Genomic DNA, 16,521 nt, shown 5'->3' on the forward strand with positions numbered 1-16,521 from the left:
TCGGCCTCCCAAGCCATTGCCGGCAGCGGCTGACTGGGACATGCTTTTCGATCTGAACCAGCTCAAGGATCTTGACCAGGCGCTTCTCCGGTTTTGTCAACGGATCGGGCAGGTTTTCGTCAAGATAGGGGAATAGACTTTGCTGTACTGTTCCCATCAACCATGATACTTTGGCCTTGAGCTTCATTGGCAACCTCCTGACAGTTGTTTGGCGTCGTAACCTAACAATATCAGATGGTTGCTTCTGGGACTCGACTTATATGCGGTTGCATCAAATACATTCGGAAGGCCGCATGTACTTTTGCAAGAAGCTCAACTTATCAAAAAAAATCCTGATTAGTTGTTAATTGTCAGCCGCAACTGCCCCCTCTCTCTTTACGAGTTAGATAAGTGCCGCATACAGCCGCTCCAGCGCAAACTGAAATCCGCTGGAGGACTGGGGTGGGCGCTGATGCTTTGAACACAGGATTTTGATGGTCAGGTTTCCGCGTGGGACGGCGCGTTACCTCTTTTCTGTTGGAGGATTCACCACACACTATATTGCCGGGAGGCGAGGTCTGTCGCTGCAAGCCATCGGACGGCGTCGCCCGTCAAAGCCAACGGCGCAACGGAATATCGCGCCGCGCCACCCGCACGCAACGAAACCGCGCCACTCAGGTGGTTTGCTCCGCTACCCGGATTTCCCACGCCAAGGGAAAAAGAAGAATACTTACGGGATTTTGAGCAATGAAGTCTAATCTATCAAAAAGCATAGAGAGTGCTCGGTTGAGTAAGGGCCGGAAGGGACTTTTTCAACATCCTGCTGGGCCAAGAGAGCGGATGTCAGGCCGGCGCTACTTTACTGGCAGAGCCGTCAATCTTGGCGGGCCGTGGTGAGGCTGTCAGATATACAGCCCGATCTGGTGGGAGATCATCTTGCCCCGCTGACATTGACGGGCTTCTGCCAGCTGGTGAGGGAGTGCCTGCCTGGTTGTTGAGCAGAGGTTGCCAAGGGTCAGATTTGGAATCCTATCCTTGCCATCTGGCGGAGTCTCTGTCGGCGGCGGCGATCGGTCTGATCTGTTCCGAGTTGTGGCGGTGGGGCGCTGATGGTATGCTGGCCCCACAAAAACAACCACCAGAACTAAAGCAATGCTTTTTTTGGGGCTAAGCTGATTTTTCGAATCCGTTTTACCTAGTGATTGCGGAAGCTTATCTGATTAGTTGTCAGGACGCCGGGGCCGCCAACCTCTTGTAAAAAAGCACTTCACCGCAAGGATGAGTGCTTTTTTTGTACTGGCGCACCAATTGACATCGCAGGAGAGCCGACATGACTCAGCATGACGATGGTATCTACGATCTGTGTATTCTTGGGGGTGGGCCGGGAGGTTTTGCCGGCGCCATGCGCGCCTTCGATTTTGGTAAGCGTGTCTGTCTGGTGGAAGGTGGTGAGATCGGTGGTGCTGGTGTCAAATGGGGGGCGCTGGCGTCGAAGACTCTGTGGGAGCTGGCGAAGGATTACAGTACCGCCAGCAAGGTGGATCGGGGCTATCGTGTCGCTGCTCTGAGTGTGAGCTACGCCGAGGTTGCTGCGACGGTCGAGCAGGCGGTGAAGGAACGCCAGTATCAGATGCTGACGCAACTGGAAAGCTTCAGTCCGCAGCGTTGGAACGGTCCTGGATCAATCACCCTGATGCGGGGCTGGGCGACTTTTAACGATGGCGCCAGCGTACGGGTGTATCAGGGGCAGGAACACTGGCAGCAGGTGCGCGCTCGCAACTTTCTGATTGCCACGGGCAGTCGCCCCCGCGCCTATCCGGGGATACAGATTGATCAGCAGCGAATTTTTGACTCCAATGGTATTGGCAGCCTCAAGGCGTTTCCCAAGCGGCTGCTGATTGTTGGTGCCGGTGTTGTCGGATGTGAATATGCCAGTATTTTTGCTGCTTTCGGGCAGACTCAGGTGCATCTGGTGGATCATAAGGAGCGGGTGATCCCCTATGAGGATCGCGATGTCAGCACCTTTGTTGAACACAGTCTGAGAAATGCCGGTGTAGAGTTGCATCAGCAGGCCTGCCTGCGTGATGTGCGCCATCTGGCCGATAGCGTCGAGGTGATTCTGGATTATCCCGAAGGGCGCAGCGAGGTGCTGCAGGTGGATGCGGTGCTGGTTTCTGTCGGACGACGGCCCAACCTGGAATATCTGAACCTGACGGCCGCCGGTGTCGCGGTGGGGCAGAACGGCTATCTGGAAACGGGTGTCGATTGCTGTGCCGCCCGCAATATTTATGCCTGTGGAGACGTGACCTGTCACCCGAATCTGGTCAATATTGCCGAAATGGAGGCTCGCCTGGCCGTGCGTGATATGTTCGGTCAGCGTGTTCACCCCCTCAACTACCAGAACATGTCGGCTATTATGTTCTTCAATCCGGCGATCGCCACCGTTGGCCTGAGTGAGGAATCCTGTCAGAAAAAGGGTCTGGCTTATCGTGTGGCCTGGCTTGATAACGCCCTGGTGGCGCGGGCCATTGCCATGCGCGCAACACGCGGTTTTACCAAGATCGTGGTCAGTGATGATGAAGAAATGAAGATTCTTGGCATGCGAGCGGCTGGTCCGCAGGTGGCAAACAGCGTCATGGCGATCGCCCACTTCATGGATCACGACAAGGGCGCCATCGATGTGTTGCGTTCAGTCTATCCGCACCCAACCATTTCCGAAGCGACCCAGGAATGTCTGCGGTTGCTGCTGGGCAAGTCAGTCTACAAACCCTATGCCTTTCCTCAGTGGGTAAAGGTGAGACGCTGGAAACCGAATGGTGGTTACGCGCCGCTCTGATGGCGTTTGCGGGCGCTGTCTGCGTTGGCTCTTGGCAGGGGCGAAGTCAGAACAGCTTCAGGAAATGAGGGGGAATGAATGGCGACGATCTGCTGGAAGTCCTGTTACGAAATTGGCGTCGGTACCTTTGATGCCGAGCACCAGAATCTGGTTCGTCTTGTTAATGCTCTTTACGAAGGAATCCGCCAGCATCAAGGAGAGCTTCTGGCGCAGGAGGTTCTGGACGAGCTGATTCTTTATACCGACAAGCATTTTCAGCACGAAGAGCAGTATATGGAAAAATACAACTATCCTGCCGAAGCCCGCTTGCATCATCAGCAGGAGCATCAGGGCCTCAGAGAGCAGGTGCTGGCCTATCGTCAGCGGCTGCAGAGTGATCCGCAGAATCTTCTGTTGCCGGAGTTGTTCCGCTTTCTGCGTCAATGGGTTCTTGACCATATTGTCGAAACCGACATGCAGTTCGGTGCCTTCTTGCGTCAGCACAGCGTTTATGACTGTGGTCCGCCGGTTCTCTGATGTTTTAAGGTGTACGGCCGAACCATTTCTTTTTCTGACTGTAAACGACGACGTTGTTGCGGCCTTTCTTTTTGGCGGCATACAGGGCCTCGTCTGCTCGTGAAATCAATTCATTCTTGCCAAAACCGTCGCGCACCGGTTTGAGATCAGCGACGCCAAAGCTGGCGGTGAGATGGTAGTGTTCGCGTTCGATGCTGAAACTGTGGCTGGCAATGACGCTGCGCAGTTTCTCGGCCACCTCGTTGGCCGTTTCGGCGTCGGTTTGCGGCAGGACGATGACAAACTCCTCGCCGCCATAGCGGGCGAACAGATCGTATTCACGGATGGTTGAGCGACACAGATCGCAAAACTGGCGCAGCACCTGGTCGCCTGCCTGATGACCATGGTTGTCGTTGAACTTTTTGAAATGGTCGATATCAACCATGACCAGGCTAAGAACATCTTCATTGCGATCCGCCCGTTTAATTTCACGATCCAATTGGTTCTGGAAATAGCGGTGATTATAGGCCTCGGTCAGACCATCAATGTGCGCCAATCGTTCCAGCAGGGTGTTTTTTTTCTCCAGTTCCTTCGTCAGCATCTCTAGTTGCACCGTTTTTTCAATCAGGGCCCGGTTCATCTGTTCATAGGTCAGGTTCAGCACGCTGAGTTTGGCATTGGCAATCTGCAGAATCTCGGCAATGGATTTTTGCGGACTGATTTTCAGATCGAAGAACTTGGCGGTATCCTCCACCTCGGTATGGACCTGCTCAAGGAAGCGCTCCAGGGTTTTTTCCTGCAGGTTGAGCTTGAGTCGTACCTGTTTTTTGAAGAAGCCCAGCGCTTCGTCGGGTTTATCCGCGTCGCGCACCTCGGCCAGCAGACCGGCAAGATAGACGAGATTGCACAGCTGTCTCAGGGCGCTGCTGGTGGTTTTGCAGCGGTGGGGCTCGTGGTGATAGCGCAGGGGCAGAATCAGGGCTTCCGGAAAACCCCAGCGCTTGACAACCTCGCTGCCAATGAAGGTGTGATCCGCGCCAATGATGTCCTGTTCGGCTGCGCAGCGGTCCTGCTGCTGTTCGTTGATACGCTGTTCCACCCGCGGATATTTTTCAGGGAAGGCCCGGGCAAGAATCAGGATACCCAGATTCTGCAGCAGGCCGGCGACGAAGCCTTCTTCGGAATCCTCCGCGCCGATTGCTGTCATTAGCATACGGGCAGCGACGGCCTCGAACAGAGATTGCTCCCAGAAGGTTGCGTAATCGAAGCCTGAACCGCGCATCTGATCGGGTTTAAGGAAGGTGAAGGACAGCACCAGGCTGCGTACGGCGTTGGTGCCCAGAATCGATGCCGCCTGGTGAATGGTGCCGATCTGTTGCGGAAAGCTGTAGAAGGAGGAGTTGACCACACGCAGAATCTTGGTCGACAGGGAGATATCCTTCGAAATCAGCCCGGCGATGTCGCTGATGGTGGTATCTTCCTCCGCAGCCATTGAGATCAGACGGGAAGCGACAGTCGAAAGGGTCGGCAGCTCGTCGCAGGCCAGCACATAATCAAGAACTTCTTGTTCTGACATGGGATTCCTCGTTCAGGGAAATGCTCGAAAAAGGGGGCGCTCAACGGTGTCCGCTTCCGCCACGCAGACTGCCGCGGTGTGTTTGGAGCCGGTTGTCGTCCGGTAGACGGACTGGTGGCCTCAGCGGAGTCTCTGTCGCTGTCTTTTGTTCCCCAGCCCACAGGCTACCACGACTTTACAACATAGCATAAATGCTGCAATCTCTGATCTGATTAAATGATTATCCGTCCTTTCATGAAAGAGTGGCGACGGAAGGTTTTCTTTTCTGCACCGTCGCCCAGTTTGTGGTAAAAGCGGGCGGTAAAACCATCAAATATCATGTCTGGTGCGGTGACGCTGGACAACCTGATATCTTTGTTGCCGGGATCTCATGATTGCCCGAGGAGGGGCTGTTTTATGCTGTTGCCAGTGGTTGCGGTTATTGTGGGTCTGCTTTTGCTGGTCTGGAGTGCGGATCGTTTTGTCGAAGGGGCAGCGGCGACGGCCTGTTATTTCGGCATGCCACCTCTGCTCATTGGCATGGTGATCGTTGGTTTTGGCACCTCGGCACCGGAGCTGGTGGTGTCGGCCATTTCGGCTGTCCAGGGCAATCCGGGCATCGCCCTGGGTAATGCCTATGGCTCGAATATCACCAACATCGCTCTGATCTTGGGGCTGACGGCGTTGCTCAGTCCCATTGCCGTGCATTCGCAGGTGCTGCGCAAGGAATTGCCGCTGCTGAGTCTGATGACGTTGTTGGCCGCCAGTCAGCTGTTCGATGGTCAGATCAGCCGGGCGGATGCCCTGGTGTTGCTGCTGGTGTTTGCCTTGCTGATGGGCTGGACCATCTGGCAGGGGATGAAAAAAAAGACCGATGCGCTGGCCACCGAGATGGAGCAGGAGCTGGTTGCTCATACCCTGCCGCTGCAGCGGGCGCTGCTGTGGCTGGCGATCGGGCTGGTGCTGCTGATTGTCAGCTCGCGTCTGTTGGTGTGGGGTGCGGTGGCCATTGCCCAACAGTTCGGTGTCAGTGATCTGATCATCGGCCTGACGGTGGTGGCGGTGGGAACCTCGTTGCCGGAGCTGGCATCGTCGCTGATGGCGGTCCGCAAGGGCGAGCATGATATCGCCCTGGGTAATGTGTTGGGATCGAATCTGTTCAATACCCTGGCGGTGGTGGGCATTGCCGGCGCCATTGAGCCGCTGGCGGTTGGCGCCGAGGTCCTGAGGCGCGATGTGCTGGTGATGGCACTGCTGACCCTGTCGCTGTTTGTCTTTGGTTACGGCTTTCGCGGGCCGGGCAAGGGCCGGATCAACCGTTGCGAAGGCGCCGGGTTACTGACGGTGTATCTGGGTTACACGGCCTATCTGGTTCTGACGATTTTTTAGCCGGCGATCTGGCTGCCGGCGATCGCCACAGAGGGGAGAGGGCCATGGGCGTCGAACAGCCGCTTGGGTCACCAATTCTGGAGGTGCAGGGTCTGCACAAACGCTTTGGCAGCGTGCAGGCGGTGGCGCAGGTCGACTTTACGGTGGCCCAGGGTGAGCTGTTTGGCTTTCTCGGTCCCAATGGCGCCGGCAAGACCACTACCATCAACATGCTGACCGGGCTGGCCCGGCCCGATGGCGGCAGCGTGCGCATCGCCGGTATTGACTGTATCGCCAATCCGCGCGCGGCCCAGCACCTCATCGGCGTGGTGCCCGATGAAAGCAACCTCTATCCGGAACTGAGCGGCTTCGACAATCTGTGTTTCTGTGCCGCTCTTTACGGACTGCCTCGGCGCGAACGGCAACTGCGGGCGCGCCAGCTGCTCGACCAGTTTGGCCTGAGCGCCGCCGCCGACCGCAAATTTTCCCAGTATTCCAAGGGCATGAAGCGCAAACTGACCATTGCCGCTGGCATTATTCACCGACCGCCCATCCTGTTTCTCGACGAACCCACCACCGGTATCGATGTTGCCAGTGCCCGCCAGGTACGGGAGAAGATTGCCGATCTGCATCGTCAGGGCACCACCATCTTTCTGACCACCCATTACATTGAGGAAGCCGAGCGCCTGTGCCAGCGAATCGCCTTTATTGTGGCCGGGCGCATTGTGCGCTGTGCTACCTTGGGCGCGTTGCTGGAACCGGTGCGGCAACGGCACCAGCTGCTTATCAGCTGTACCCTGAGCGACAGGGTGGTTATGGCGGAATTGGCGCGGCACCTGGCCGCCGTTTTTCCGGCATTGCAGGTGCAGGCTGGTGCGGCCGGTCAGATCCGGCTGGAAGGCGAACAGCCCATTGCGGTCGGGCCGCTGGTGCGGCTGATCGAGGCGCAGGGCGGCGAGGTGTTCGAAGCGCGGCGGCTGCAGCCCAATCTGGAGGAGGTTTTTTTGCAGATTACCGGCCTGGACGCACAGGCACTGCAGGGAGAGGCCGCAGGCCGGGGTCGGCGCGGCGGGCAGGCATGAAGAGCTGGATCGCGTTCTGGAGCATCCTGTGCAAGGACATGCGCTCCTACTATCTCAAGCCGCCCAATATCAGCTGGGGGCTGATTTTCCCGCTGGCCTGGACCGGCATGTTCTTTGTCCGTTCCTCCCAGGGACTCGACAGTATCACCGCCCTGTTGCCGGGGGTGATGGCGCTGTCGATTCTGTTCGGCACCACCTCCATGCTGGCGGTGACCATCACCTTCGAGAAAAAAAGCCGTTCCTTCGAGCGGCTGTTGCTGGCGCCCCCACCGCTGGAACTGCTGATGTTGGCCAAAACCAGCGGCGCCATTGTGTTCGGCAGTCTCAATGCTCTGGTGCCGCTGGCGCTGGCACTGCTGCTGGTCGAGCTGCCGCTGCTGCGCTGGGCGGTGCTGCTGCCGGCGGCGCTGCTGCTGGCGGTGGCTTCCACCTTTCTGGGGCTGTTTATCGCGGTGGCGGTAAGCGAGGTGTTCGAGGCCCAGACATTCTCCAATTTTTTCCGCTTTCCGATGTTGTTTCTCTGCGGTTTGTTCCTGCCGATCGACCAGTTGCCCCTGTGGTTGCAGCCTCTGTCGTACCTGCTGCCGCTGACCTATGGCGCCGATCTGCTGCACGGCGCGGTGCATGGCGGCCAGCAGTTGCCCTTGTGGCTCGATTTCGGTCTGTTGACCGGCTTCTGTCTGTTGCTGTTTGGGCTGAGCCTGCGCAACGTGCGACGGCGCTGGATCGCCTGAAGGATGACCATGGTCAACTCGTCGATACCCTCAGCCTCGGCCTGTCCTTTTTGCCAACCAGCGGCCGAATTGCTGCTGTGTGAACGGCCGCTGGCTCTGGCACTGGCCGACCGCTATCCGTTGACGCCGGGTCATTGCCTGATCGTGCCGCGCCGTCATATTGCCTCGCTGTTCGATGCCACGGCAGCCGAACGCGAGGCGCTGTTTGCTCTGCTGTCCCGCTGTCGCGAGAGGCTGCGGCGGCAGGGCGTTGTGGATTTCAATATCGGCATCAATGAGGGTGCCGCGGCAGGTCAGACCATCGCCCATCTGCACCTGCATCTGATTCCACGCCGGTCCGGCGATGTTGCCGAACCTCGTGGCGGCGTGCGCTGGATCTTTCCCGACCGGGCGGCCTACTGGGAGCAGTCATGAAGCCAGGTCTGCGTAAAACCCTTCTGCTCATCGGCCTCGGTCTGGCCGGAGGTGCCCTGCTGGGCACCTGTGGTCGCTGCCTCGGCACCACCTGAGGTTCACTCTCCAGCCCCTGGTCAGGGGCGTTGATGGGTGGCCTGGTGGGGCTGGTGCTGGCGCTGCTGCCGGAGGAAAAAGGCTGAAGGCAAAGATCTGATGGGCCATCAGCGAACCTTGGCCAACTCCCGCTCGAACAGTTCCTGCATCGTGCTGCGGATGGCATCGCGGACCTGCCGGTAAACCGCCAATACCTCCTCCGCGCTGCCGCTGGCCTTGGGCGGATCGGGAAATCCCAGGTGCAGCCGCTTGACCCCGCCGAAGAACAGTGGACATTTCTCGTCGGCATCGCCACACAGGCTGATGACGTAGTCGAAGCGCTGTCCTTGGTAGCGGCTGATGTGGTCGCTGCTGTGACCGGAGATGTCGATGCCCCGTTCGGCCATCACCTGTAGTGCCAGTGGATTGAGGCCATGGGGATCGGTGCCGGCGGAAAAAGCCTGGATACGGCCGGCAAAGTCAGCGTTCACCAGCCCTTCGGCCATCTGACTGCGGCAGGAATTGCCGGTGCAGAGAAACAACACGCGAAGAGGCTGCCGGTTCATGTCAGCCTTCCTGTTGCAGCAGGGTTTTCAGCTCCGCTACGGAGGGCACCTTGCCGACCAGTCGGACCTGGCCATCCACGGCCAGGGCTGGTGTCAGCATGACGCCAAAGGCCATGATCTGATTCAGATCACTGATTTTCTCCAGTTCAACAGCGAGTCCCAGTTGTTCCGCCGCCTGGCTGGCGGCCTGGGCCAGGGCGGTGCATTTGGCGCAGCCGGTACCCAAAATCTGAATCTTCATGTTGTTTTTCCCCTTTCTGTTTGTTAGCTACTGTTTTTATTGCATTCTTATTGGACGATGGCGCCAAAGATCAGGCCGCTGAGAGTGGCCATGACAATCACCAGAGAGACAAACGCCAGGGTCTTTCTGGTACCCAGCACGCAGTGAATGACCAGCATGTTGGGCAGAGACAGGGCCGGGCCGGCCAGCAGTAGTGCCAGGGCTGGCCCCTGACCCATGCCGGCGCCGAGCAATCCTTGCAAGATGGGAATTTCGGTGAGGGTGGCGAAATACATGAAGGCGCCGAATACCGCGGCGAACAGATTGGCCGACAGGCTGTTGCCGCCCACCAGGCCGGCGACCCAGGTCGTCGGAATCAGGCCTTCGTGGCCGGGGCGGCCCAGCAGGGCACCGGCCACCAGCACGCCGAGAAGCAGCAGAGGCAGAATCTTCCGGGCAAAATCCCAGCTGTTGTCGAACCAGGAACGCAGTTCGCCGGTTTCATCCCGGCCGCTGGCGGTCAGCCAGACCAGACCGGCGGTGCCGGCGACAAACGCCAGCAGCGGACGCTGAGGAAACAGCAGCGCCAGACCCGCCACCAGTACCGTGACCAGCGCCATGCGCCGCGCCGGCACACCGAACCAGCGTACCAGCAGAACCGCCAGCAGCAGGGCAAAACCGCTGGTCAGCCACCATTTGGCGCTATAGATGAGATACCATAAGCCCTGCTGTTCGGCCGGGCTGCCCCAGTTGGCGAAAACCAGAATGGCGACCATGCTGGCGAAATAGAGGGCGTTCTGCCCCAGACCGCGCGGCATGGCCTCGACCGGCAGTGCGGCGGCCTGTTGCCGCTGTTGCTCCTCGCGCCGGAACAGCAACTGCATGGCCAGGCCGATTACCACCGAGAACACAATGGCGCCCAGGGCGCGGGCCAGACCCAGTTGTGGTCCCAGTACCGCAGCGGTCAGGATGATGGCCAGCACGTTGATGGCCGGCCCGGAATAAAGAAAGGCGCAGGCCGGGCCAAGACCCGCCCCCATGCGGTAGATGCCAGCGAACAGTGGTAATACGGTGCAGGAGCAGACCGCCAGCAGGGTGCCGGACACCGAGGCCACGCCGTAGGCCAGCACCTTGTTGGCGCCGGTGCCCAGGTATTGCATGACCGCTGCCTGACTGATGAACACGGCAATGGCGCCGGCGATAAAAAAAGCCGGCACCAAGCACAGCAGCACATGTTCGCGGGCGTACCATTTGGCCAGATGCAGGGCTTCCAGAATGGCGCCATCAAAACGAACCTGGCCGACGGGCAGATAGAATAGGGCCAGAAAAACACTGCCGTACCATAGCAGACGTTTGAACTCCGGTTTCAGGGTCATGGCGGCAGCCTTTCAGTGCAGTTTGATAAACGCTAGCGGGTGTTAGGCCGCTTGAGATGGACAGTTTTATTGTTACTCGTGGTCATTTTGCCCATTGGCCAAATATAAACACAAAAAAACGCTTCAGGGTTTGAGGGCCGCATCAATGCAGCCAAGGAATTGCAACACACAGGGCACCCGCAAGCGGTAGAATACCTGTTTGCCGCGCTTGTCGTCCGTTACGATGCCGGCCTGACGCAGCACCGCCAGATGCTTGGAGATGGTCGAGAAATCGACGTCGATGGCCGCGACGAATTCACAGACGCAGCGCTCGCCATCGGCCAGTTGCTCCACCATCCACAGGCGGGTGGGGTGGGCCAGAGCCTTGAGGACCTCGGCGCGGGTACGGCAGAAGGCTTTTTCGGCGGCGGTCTGCGGTCTGATCTCGGGCTGGGTTTGTGTTTGCATGTTTGGCAAAATAGCCAAGCTTTAAGGGTCTGTCAAGGTCTAATCCGGGTTGCGCTCAGAGGCTGCGGCGTGGCTCGGCCGATGGTTTGCCGAAATAATAGCCCTGCATCAGATCGACCCCGAGCGCCTTGAACCAGTCGTACTCCTCGCGGGTTTCGATGCCTTCGGCCAGAATCTGGCAACCGGCGTCACGGCACATGGCCCGCAGGGCGCGGGCAATGGATTGCTTGATTTCTGACCGGTGCACGTCACGCACCAGTTCCATGTCGAGTTTGATGATATTCGGTTGCAGGCGGGCAAACAGGTTGAGAGAGGAAAAGCCGCTGCCGATATCGTCGAGAGCGGTGCGAAAGCCCTTGCTGCGGTAGTAGTCGAGAATATGGATCAGGTGCTCAAGGCTGTCGACCTTTTCTGTTTCGACCACCTCGAACACGATTCGGCCTGGGTCAAATTCCAGTTGTTGGGCCCAATGGACGGTGTCGCGCAGGCAGAATTCGGGGTTGTAGATGGAGGAGGGCAGGAAATTGACAAAGATATTCTGGTAAATGTTCTTGACCGCAGCGGTCTTGATGGCTGTCTCCCGGCATTGCCGGTCCAAGTTGAACAGCAGGCCTGTCTTCAGGGCGGTGGTAAACATCGGTCCTGGGGCCATGAAGCTGCCATCGGCCAGCACCCCGCGGGCCAGACATTCATAGGCGTAGATGCTGTGATCGGCCACAGCGACAATCGGCTGGAAGTGTACTGTCAAAGAACCGTTGTCGAGCAGCCAGACCAGCTCGCGCGCCTGCAGCAGGGTGGCCCAGGTTTCCAGGGTTTTGGCCTGGGCCATCTTGCCGAAGTCGAGCGCTTCATCGGGGGCCAGCGGCAGCAGATGGATGTTGCGCTGTTCCGTTTCGGTCAGATCGGGCAAGGCCGCCAAGGTCGTGACCAACGCGGCAAAATCCTCCAGTTGGCAGCACAGCTGCATCGGAGCCAGCTGACAGTCGTAGCCTTCAGAGAACAGCGCGGTGGCGATCTTGTCGAGAATGTATTCGTGCGCGGCACTGATATAAAGGGTGCGACGGCCATTGGGCCAGGGAGGCGTGGTGGTACAGTGACGGCAGGACATGCAGGCTCCTTGGCAAGATTGACAGGGCGGGGGATGGTGCTCCGACGGTCAGTTGGTCACCAATTCTACGGTAGCTGCGGGCAGGGCAAAAGGAAAATGCGACATTGCCGGCGCAAAACCGCTGCCGGCGATTGCTCGGCCGGCAGACAGTTGGCGGAGTGCCACAGAGGCTCTTTTCTGCCCAGTCCAGGCCGCTGCCATGTTAAGCTGGCGGCCGTTTCGTTGCGACCGTCGCAGGGTTTGCTGGCATGGGCTCTGTGAGCTGTCCGTTAAGCCACCCGTTCTGTTATGGGCTTGGCGAGAGCGGGCGGTGGCGGGCGCGCCAGAGGAGGAAATTGCTGTGATGGAGGGACTCTTGGCCGGTGGTGCGGTCCTCATCGGTCTGGTGGTGCTGCTTTACAGTGCTGACCGGTTTGTTGATGGCGCTGTCGGGGTGTCGCGCCATTTTGGCATGCCGACCTTGCTGATTGGCATGGTGGTCATCGGTTTCGGTACCTCGGCGCCGGAGATGGTGGTGTCGGCCATTTCTGCCCTGCAGGGCAATCCGGGATTGGCGCTGGGTAATGCCTATGGTTCGAATATCACCAATATTGCCCTGATTCTGGGGCTGACGGCGGTGCTCCGGCCCATTGCCGTGCATTCCCATGCCCTGCGCAAGGAATTGCCCCTGTTGTTGCTGATGACCCTGGTGGCGGCGGTGCAGCTGTGGGATGGTCATCTCAGCCGTCTCGACGCGCTGGTGCTGCTGCTGCTGTTCGCCGGCTGGATGGGCTGGTCGATCCGGCAGGCATGGCGTCGCCCCGGTGATGCCCTTGGCAGCGAACTGGAACAGGATCTGATACTGCAGCCGCTGCCATTGCGACGGGCTGTGGCTCTGGTGCTGCTGGGTCTGGTGCTGCTGACCCTCAGTTCCCGCCTGCTGGTCTGGGGCGCGGTACGGCTGGCGCAGGGCTTTGGCGTCAGCGATCTGATCATTGGCCTGACCATTGTCGCCATCGGTACCTCGCTGCCTGAACTGGCCTCGTCGCTGGCGGCCACCCGCAAGGGCGAACACGATCTGGTGCTGGGCAATGTCCTGGGTTCCAATCTGTTCAATACCCTGGCGGTGGTCGGCATCGCCGGTGCCATTGAACCCCTGGTGGTGGAGCCGGCCGTGCTTGGGCGCGACATGCTGACCGTGGCCGTGTTGACCGCCGCGCTGCTGCTGTTCGGCTTCGGTTTCACCGGTTTTGGCCGTGGTCGCATCAATCGTTTCGAGGGGGCGCTGCTGCTGGTTGCCTATGGCGCCTACAACGGTTTTCTGGTGTGGAGTCTGTTGTGATAAGCTCACGTAATGACATGTGTTTCAGGGCATTGTAAAAATAATGCGACCGGCTGCGGATTTTCATTCACAGCCGTGAAAATTGGCGTATAAGGAAAAAGCTGCGCGCCGCCCGGCACTACATTGGGCGGCGTCTTTTCGTTGGTCCTTTTTTCTTGCGAGGAAACACCCATGGGCCGCCTGCAGATCCGCGAAGCTGTTTTGGAGGATCTCGATTTTCTGCACCAGCTGGAAGGCTGCTGCTTCCCCTGCCATCGGCAGAGCAGCCGCCGTTCACTGCGGACCAGCATTACCAGTGCCAGTCAGCAGACCTACATTCTCGAACGCATCAAGAACAAACTGCCGCCGGCGCCGGTGGGGGCGGCCACGGTGTTCTGCTACAAGCATGCTCTGCGCATCTATTCCATCGCCATCCATCCGGATTATCGTGGTCACGGCATGGGTGATTTTCTGCTGCGTTACCTCATCGGTCTGGCCCAGCTGCGTGGCTGTGACCGCTTGACCCTGGAGGCCGACAGCCACAACCGGGCGCTGATCGATTGGTACCGCAAATTCTCCTTTGTCACCGTTGAACAGCTGGAGGACTATTATGGACCGGGCGAACCGGCCTGCCGCATGGTGCACCGCCTGCGCCAGACGCCGGACAGTGCCCTGTTCACCGGCAACGTGATCGTGGTCGATCAAGTGCGGCGCTGGCGTTTTGCCATTCCCGGTGTCGAAATCGTCTCGGCTCGTGACTACCTGTCGGCCGAGCGCTTTCGCAACAGCGAACGCTACCATGTGCTGAATCTGTGCCAGTCGTACCGTACCCACAGCTTGGGCTATTATGTGTCGCTGCTGGCGGCGGCCCGCAACCACCGGCTGATACCCTCGGTGATGGCGATGAAGGATGTCGCCAACATGGCCATCGCCCAGAGCCTGACCGAGGAGATCCGTCCCTTTCTTGATGACAAGCTGCAGCGCATCGGGCCGGACGGCCTGGAGCTGATGGTGGTGCTGGGCAAGACGCCGCGGCGCGAGTTCGCCGATCTGGCCAAGAAGCTGTTCACCCTGTTCGAGATTCCCTTTTTTATTGTCCAGTTCGCCCGTAACGGCAGCTGGAAGATTCGCCAGATCAGGCCGCTGAGCCTGACACAGGTAACGCGCAGCCAGCCGGAACTGTTTCAGGAGGCGGTCACCCGCTATTTCCAGAAAAAACGCCACCGCCGCACCCAGCTCAAGCAATACAAGTACGATCTGGCGATTCTGGTCGATCCGAAGGAAAAAACCCCGCCGTCCTGTCCGCAGGCGCTGGAGCGGTTCCGCCGGGCCGGCGAGCAGATCGGCTTTTTTGTCGAGTTCATCGGCAAGATGGACTATCGCCGCATCTGCGAGTTCGATGCCCTGTTCATCCGCGAAACCACGGCCATCGAGAACCATACCTACCGCTTTGCCCGTCATGCCTACACCGAGGGGCTGGTGGTGATTGACGATCCCTGGTCAATTTTGCACTGTTCCAACAAGATCTACCTGCATGAACGGCTGGCTCGCGCCCGCCTGCGTCAGCCGCGTTCCTGGCTGCTGACGAAAACCGCCGCCACGCCCGAGCGCTTGCGCGCGCTGCCGTTTCCGCTGGTACTGAAACTGCCGGAGAGTTCCTTTTCCCTGGGCGTCTACAAGGTTGGGGACCTGAGCGCCCTGCAGATCCGCCTGAAGCAGATGTTCGCCCAGAGCGATCTGGTGATTGCCCAGGAGTTTCTCGAAACGGCCTTCGACTGGCGCATTGGCGTGCTCGACCATGCGCCGCTGTTCGCCTGCAAGTACTACATGGCCCGCGGTCACTGGCAGGTGTACAACTGGGGCGATGAAACCTCGGCCGATTTTGCCGGCCAGTCCGAGGCCATTCCCCTGCAGCAGGTGCCGCCCCACATTCTCAAAGCGGCGGTCAAATCGTCCTCTCTCATCGGCGACGGCCTCTATGGCGTCGATCTGAAGGATGTTCAGGGGCAGGCCTATGTCATCGAGATCAATGACAATCCCAATATCGACGTCGGCATCGAAGATGCCCTGCTGCAGGATGAACTTTACCTGCGCATCATGGCTTCGTTTTTCAGCCGCATCGAGCGCGAACGCCATCAGCCGCGTTATCTGCTTTAACCTTTGTTTTGTGGAGCCCGCTCATGATCCATCCCGCGACCCGTATCGGTTTTGTCAGTGAGGCCATCGGCAACGGGGTCTTTGCCACCGCGCCGTTGCCCCGTGGCACGCTGCTGGTGGTGCAGGACGCCTTCGATCAGTGCCTTACGCGCGCCCATTTTCAGGCCCTGCCGCCGGTGTTGCGCGACAGTCTGGAAACCTATCTCTACCATAATAAACGGGGAGAACTGGTGTTGGGTTGGGATCATGCCAAGTACATCAATCACAGCTGCACCAGCAACAGCCTGATGACCGACTACGGGCTGGAAATCGTTGTGCGCGATATCGCGGCCGGCGAGGAGATCACTACCGATTACGGTCTGCTCAATGTGCAGGAACCCTACGAACTGTATTGCAACTGCCAGCCCTGCCGGGGGCGGCTGGCGCTGGACGATATCGATCGGCTGGCCGATCTCTGGGATCAGCAGATTTGCGACGCGCTGCAGCAGGCGCCCCGGCTGCAGCAACCCCTGTGGCCCCTGTTGAGCGCCGCAACCGTCGAGGCTTTGTCGCGTCTGTCGTCTGATCCCGCCAGTTATCGCAGCGTGCGCGGGCTTAAATGGCGCTGCGACGCGGCGGTTGTGGACCGGATCGCAGCGGACTGAATGCTCCTGCTGCCGGCCCACCGGGCCGCCGCCGGCAGCGAAAAGGGTGGTGGAGGCGGTGCCCTGCGGCTTGCAGGGTTGGCTGCGGCTGGCACTTTTTGGTATGCTTGGCGACCGTTGCTCCCGGCTGGCGTTGCCGGGGGCCGATTTGTTTCCCTTGCCCGG

Annotated in this window: 17 protein-coding genes; 9 read left to right on the forward strand and 8 right to left on the reverse strand. The window is 59.1% G+C overall.

Features of this window, described 5'->3' with window-relative positions:
* A partial coding sequence (locus tag BLR80_RS11710; RefSeq protein WP_216095217.1) for a hypothetical protein occupies window positions 1-187 on the reverse strand: 187 nt, incomplete at its 3' end.
* A gap of 1,122 nt (window positions 188-1,309) precedes the next feature.
* On the opposite strand from BLR80_RS11710, the gene BLR80_RS11715 reads away from it, so the two are divergent.
* Window positions 1,310-2,815 carry a dihydrolipoyl dehydrogenase family protein gene (locus BLR80_RS11715; RefSeq protein WP_092080431.1) on the forward strand — a complete coding sequence of 502 codons (1,506 nt, stop codon included), beginning with the start codon at window positions 1,310-1,312 and terminating at the stop codon, window positions 2,813-2,815.
* A 78-nt stretch (window positions 2,816-2,893) separates the two neighbouring features.
* Complete coding sequence (locus BLR80_RS11720) at window positions 2,894-3,331, forward strand: bacteriohemerythrin (RefSeq protein ID WP_092080434.1); 438 nt, start codon at window positions 2,894-2,896, stop codon at window positions 3,329-3,331.
* 4 nt (window positions 3,332-3,335) lie between these two features.
* Here the strand turns inward: BLR80_RS11720 and BLR80_RS11725 are convergent, their stop codons facing one another.
* Entirely contained in the window at window positions 3,336-4,886 is a 1,551-nt protein-coding gene (locus BLR80_RS11725) for a sensor domain-containing diguanylate cyclase (protein WP_092080437.1), read from the reverse strand.
* A 396-nt stretch (window positions 4,887-5,282) separates the two neighbouring features.
* Here BLR80_RS11725 and BLR80_RS11730 point away from each other — a divergent pair, with 396 nt between their 5' ends.
* From BLR80_RS11730 to BLR80_RS11745, 4 genes are read left to right on the forward strand one after another with little or no spacing between them, the layout of a single operon-like run.
* Entirely contained in the window at window positions 5,283-6,254 is a 972-nt protein-coding gene (locus BLR80_RS11730; RefSeq protein ID WP_092080440.1) for a calcium/sodium antiporter, read from the forward strand.
* Window positions 6,255-6,298: 44 nt separating this feature from the next.
* The gene (locus BLR80_RS11735) at window positions 6,299-7,315 is read left to right on the forward strand and encodes an ABC transporter ATP-binding protein (protein ID WP_092080443.1); all 1,017 of its coding nucleotides are present in this window, start codon (window positions 6,299-6,301) and stop codon (window positions 7,313-7,315) included.
* Window positions 7,312-8,049, forward strand: coding sequence for an ABC transporter permease (locus BLR80_RS11740; protein ID WP_092080446.1), 738 nt, complete (start codon window positions 7,312-7,314; stop codon window positions 8,047-8,049). The genes BLR80_RS11735 and BLR80_RS11740 overlap by 4 nt, the downstream gene beginning before the upstream one ends.
* 3 nt (window positions 8,050-8,052) lie before the next feature.
* Complete coding sequence (locus BLR80_RS11745; RefSeq protein ID WP_092080449.1) at window positions 8,053-8,463, forward strand: HIT family protein; 411 nt, start codon at window positions 8,053-8,055, stop codon at window positions 8,461-8,463.
* Window positions 8,464-8,666: 203 nt separating this feature from the next.
* Here the strand turns inward: BLR80_RS11745 and BLR80_RS11750 are convergent, their stop codons facing one another.
* From BLR80_RS11750 to BLR80_RS11770, 5 genes are all read right to left on the reverse strand, one after another.
* Complete coding sequence (locus BLR80_RS11750) at window positions 8,667-9,104, reverse strand: arsenate reductase ArsC (RefSeq protein ID WP_092080452.1); 438 nt, start codon at window positions 9,102-9,104, stop codon at window positions 8,667-8,669.
* A gap of 1 nt (window position 9,105) precedes the next feature.
* Window positions 9,106-9,345, reverse strand: coding sequence for a thioredoxin family protein (locus tag BLR80_RS11755; protein ID WP_092080455.1), 240 nt, complete (start codon window positions 9,343-9,345; stop codon window positions 9,106-9,108).
* Window positions 9,346-9,392: 47 nt separating this feature from the next.
* Window positions 9,393-10,700 carry a permease gene (locus BLR80_RS11760; protein WP_092080458.1) on the reverse strand — a complete coding sequence of 436 codons (1,308 nt, stop codon included), beginning with the start codon at window positions 10,698-10,700 and terminating at the stop codon, window positions 9,393-9,395.
* A 123-nt stretch (window positions 10,701-10,823) separates the two neighbouring features.
* Complete coding sequence (locus BLR80_RS11765) at window positions 10,824-11,147, reverse strand: ArsR/SmtB family transcription factor (protein ID WP_092080461.1); 324 nt, start codon at window positions 11,145-11,147, stop codon at window positions 10,824-10,826.
* Between the two features lie 55 nt (window positions 11,148-11,202).
* Complete coding sequence (locus BLR80_RS11770; RefSeq protein ID WP_092080464.1) at window positions 11,203-12,255, reverse strand: EAL domain-containing protein; 1,053 nt, start codon at window positions 12,253-12,255, stop codon at window positions 11,203-11,205.
* A gap of 343 nt (window positions 12,256-12,598) precedes the next feature.
* On the opposite strand from BLR80_RS11770, the gene BLR80_RS11775 reads away from it, so the two are divergent.
* Window positions 12,599-13,576, forward strand: coding sequence for a calcium/sodium antiporter (locus tag BLR80_RS11775; protein ID WP_092080467.1), 978 nt, complete (start codon window positions 12,599-12,601; stop codon window positions 13,574-13,576).
* Between the two features lie 5 nt (window positions 13,577-13,581).
* On the opposite strand, the gene BLR80_RS13030 is transcribed toward BLR80_RS11775, so the two are convergent.
* Complete coding sequence (locus BLR80_RS13030; protein WP_171906441.1) at window positions 13,582-13,749, reverse strand: hypothetical protein; 168 nt, start codon at window positions 13,747-13,749, stop codon at window positions 13,582-13,584.
* Between BLR80_RS13030 and BLR80_RS11780 the strand changes: the two genes are divergently transcribed.
* Both BLR80_RS11780 and BLR80_RS11785 read left to right on the forward strand, forming a co-directional pair.
* On the forward strand, window positions 13,748-15,712 hold the full coding sequence (locus BLR80_RS11780) for a GNAT family N-acetyltransferase (RefSeq protein WP_092080470.1): 1,965 nt from the start codon (window positions 13,748-13,750) through the stop codon (window positions 15,710-15,712). The genes BLR80_RS13030 and BLR80_RS11780 overlap by 2 nt on opposite strands.
* A gap of 23 nt (window positions 15,713-15,735) precedes the next feature.
* A complete protein-coding gene (locus tag BLR80_RS11785; RefSeq protein WP_092080473.1) occupies window positions 15,736-16,356 on the forward strand; it encodes an SET domain-containing protein in 621 nt (206 codons plus the stop codon).
* The last annotated feature ends 165 nt before the right edge of the window (window positions 16,357-16,521 follow it).

It is taken from the genome of Desulfuromonas thiophila (assembly GCF_900101955.1).
GTDB lineage: Bacteria > Desulfobacterota > Desulfuromonadia > Desulfuromonadales > Desulfuromonadaceae > Pseudodesulfuromonas > Pseudodesulfuromonas thiophila.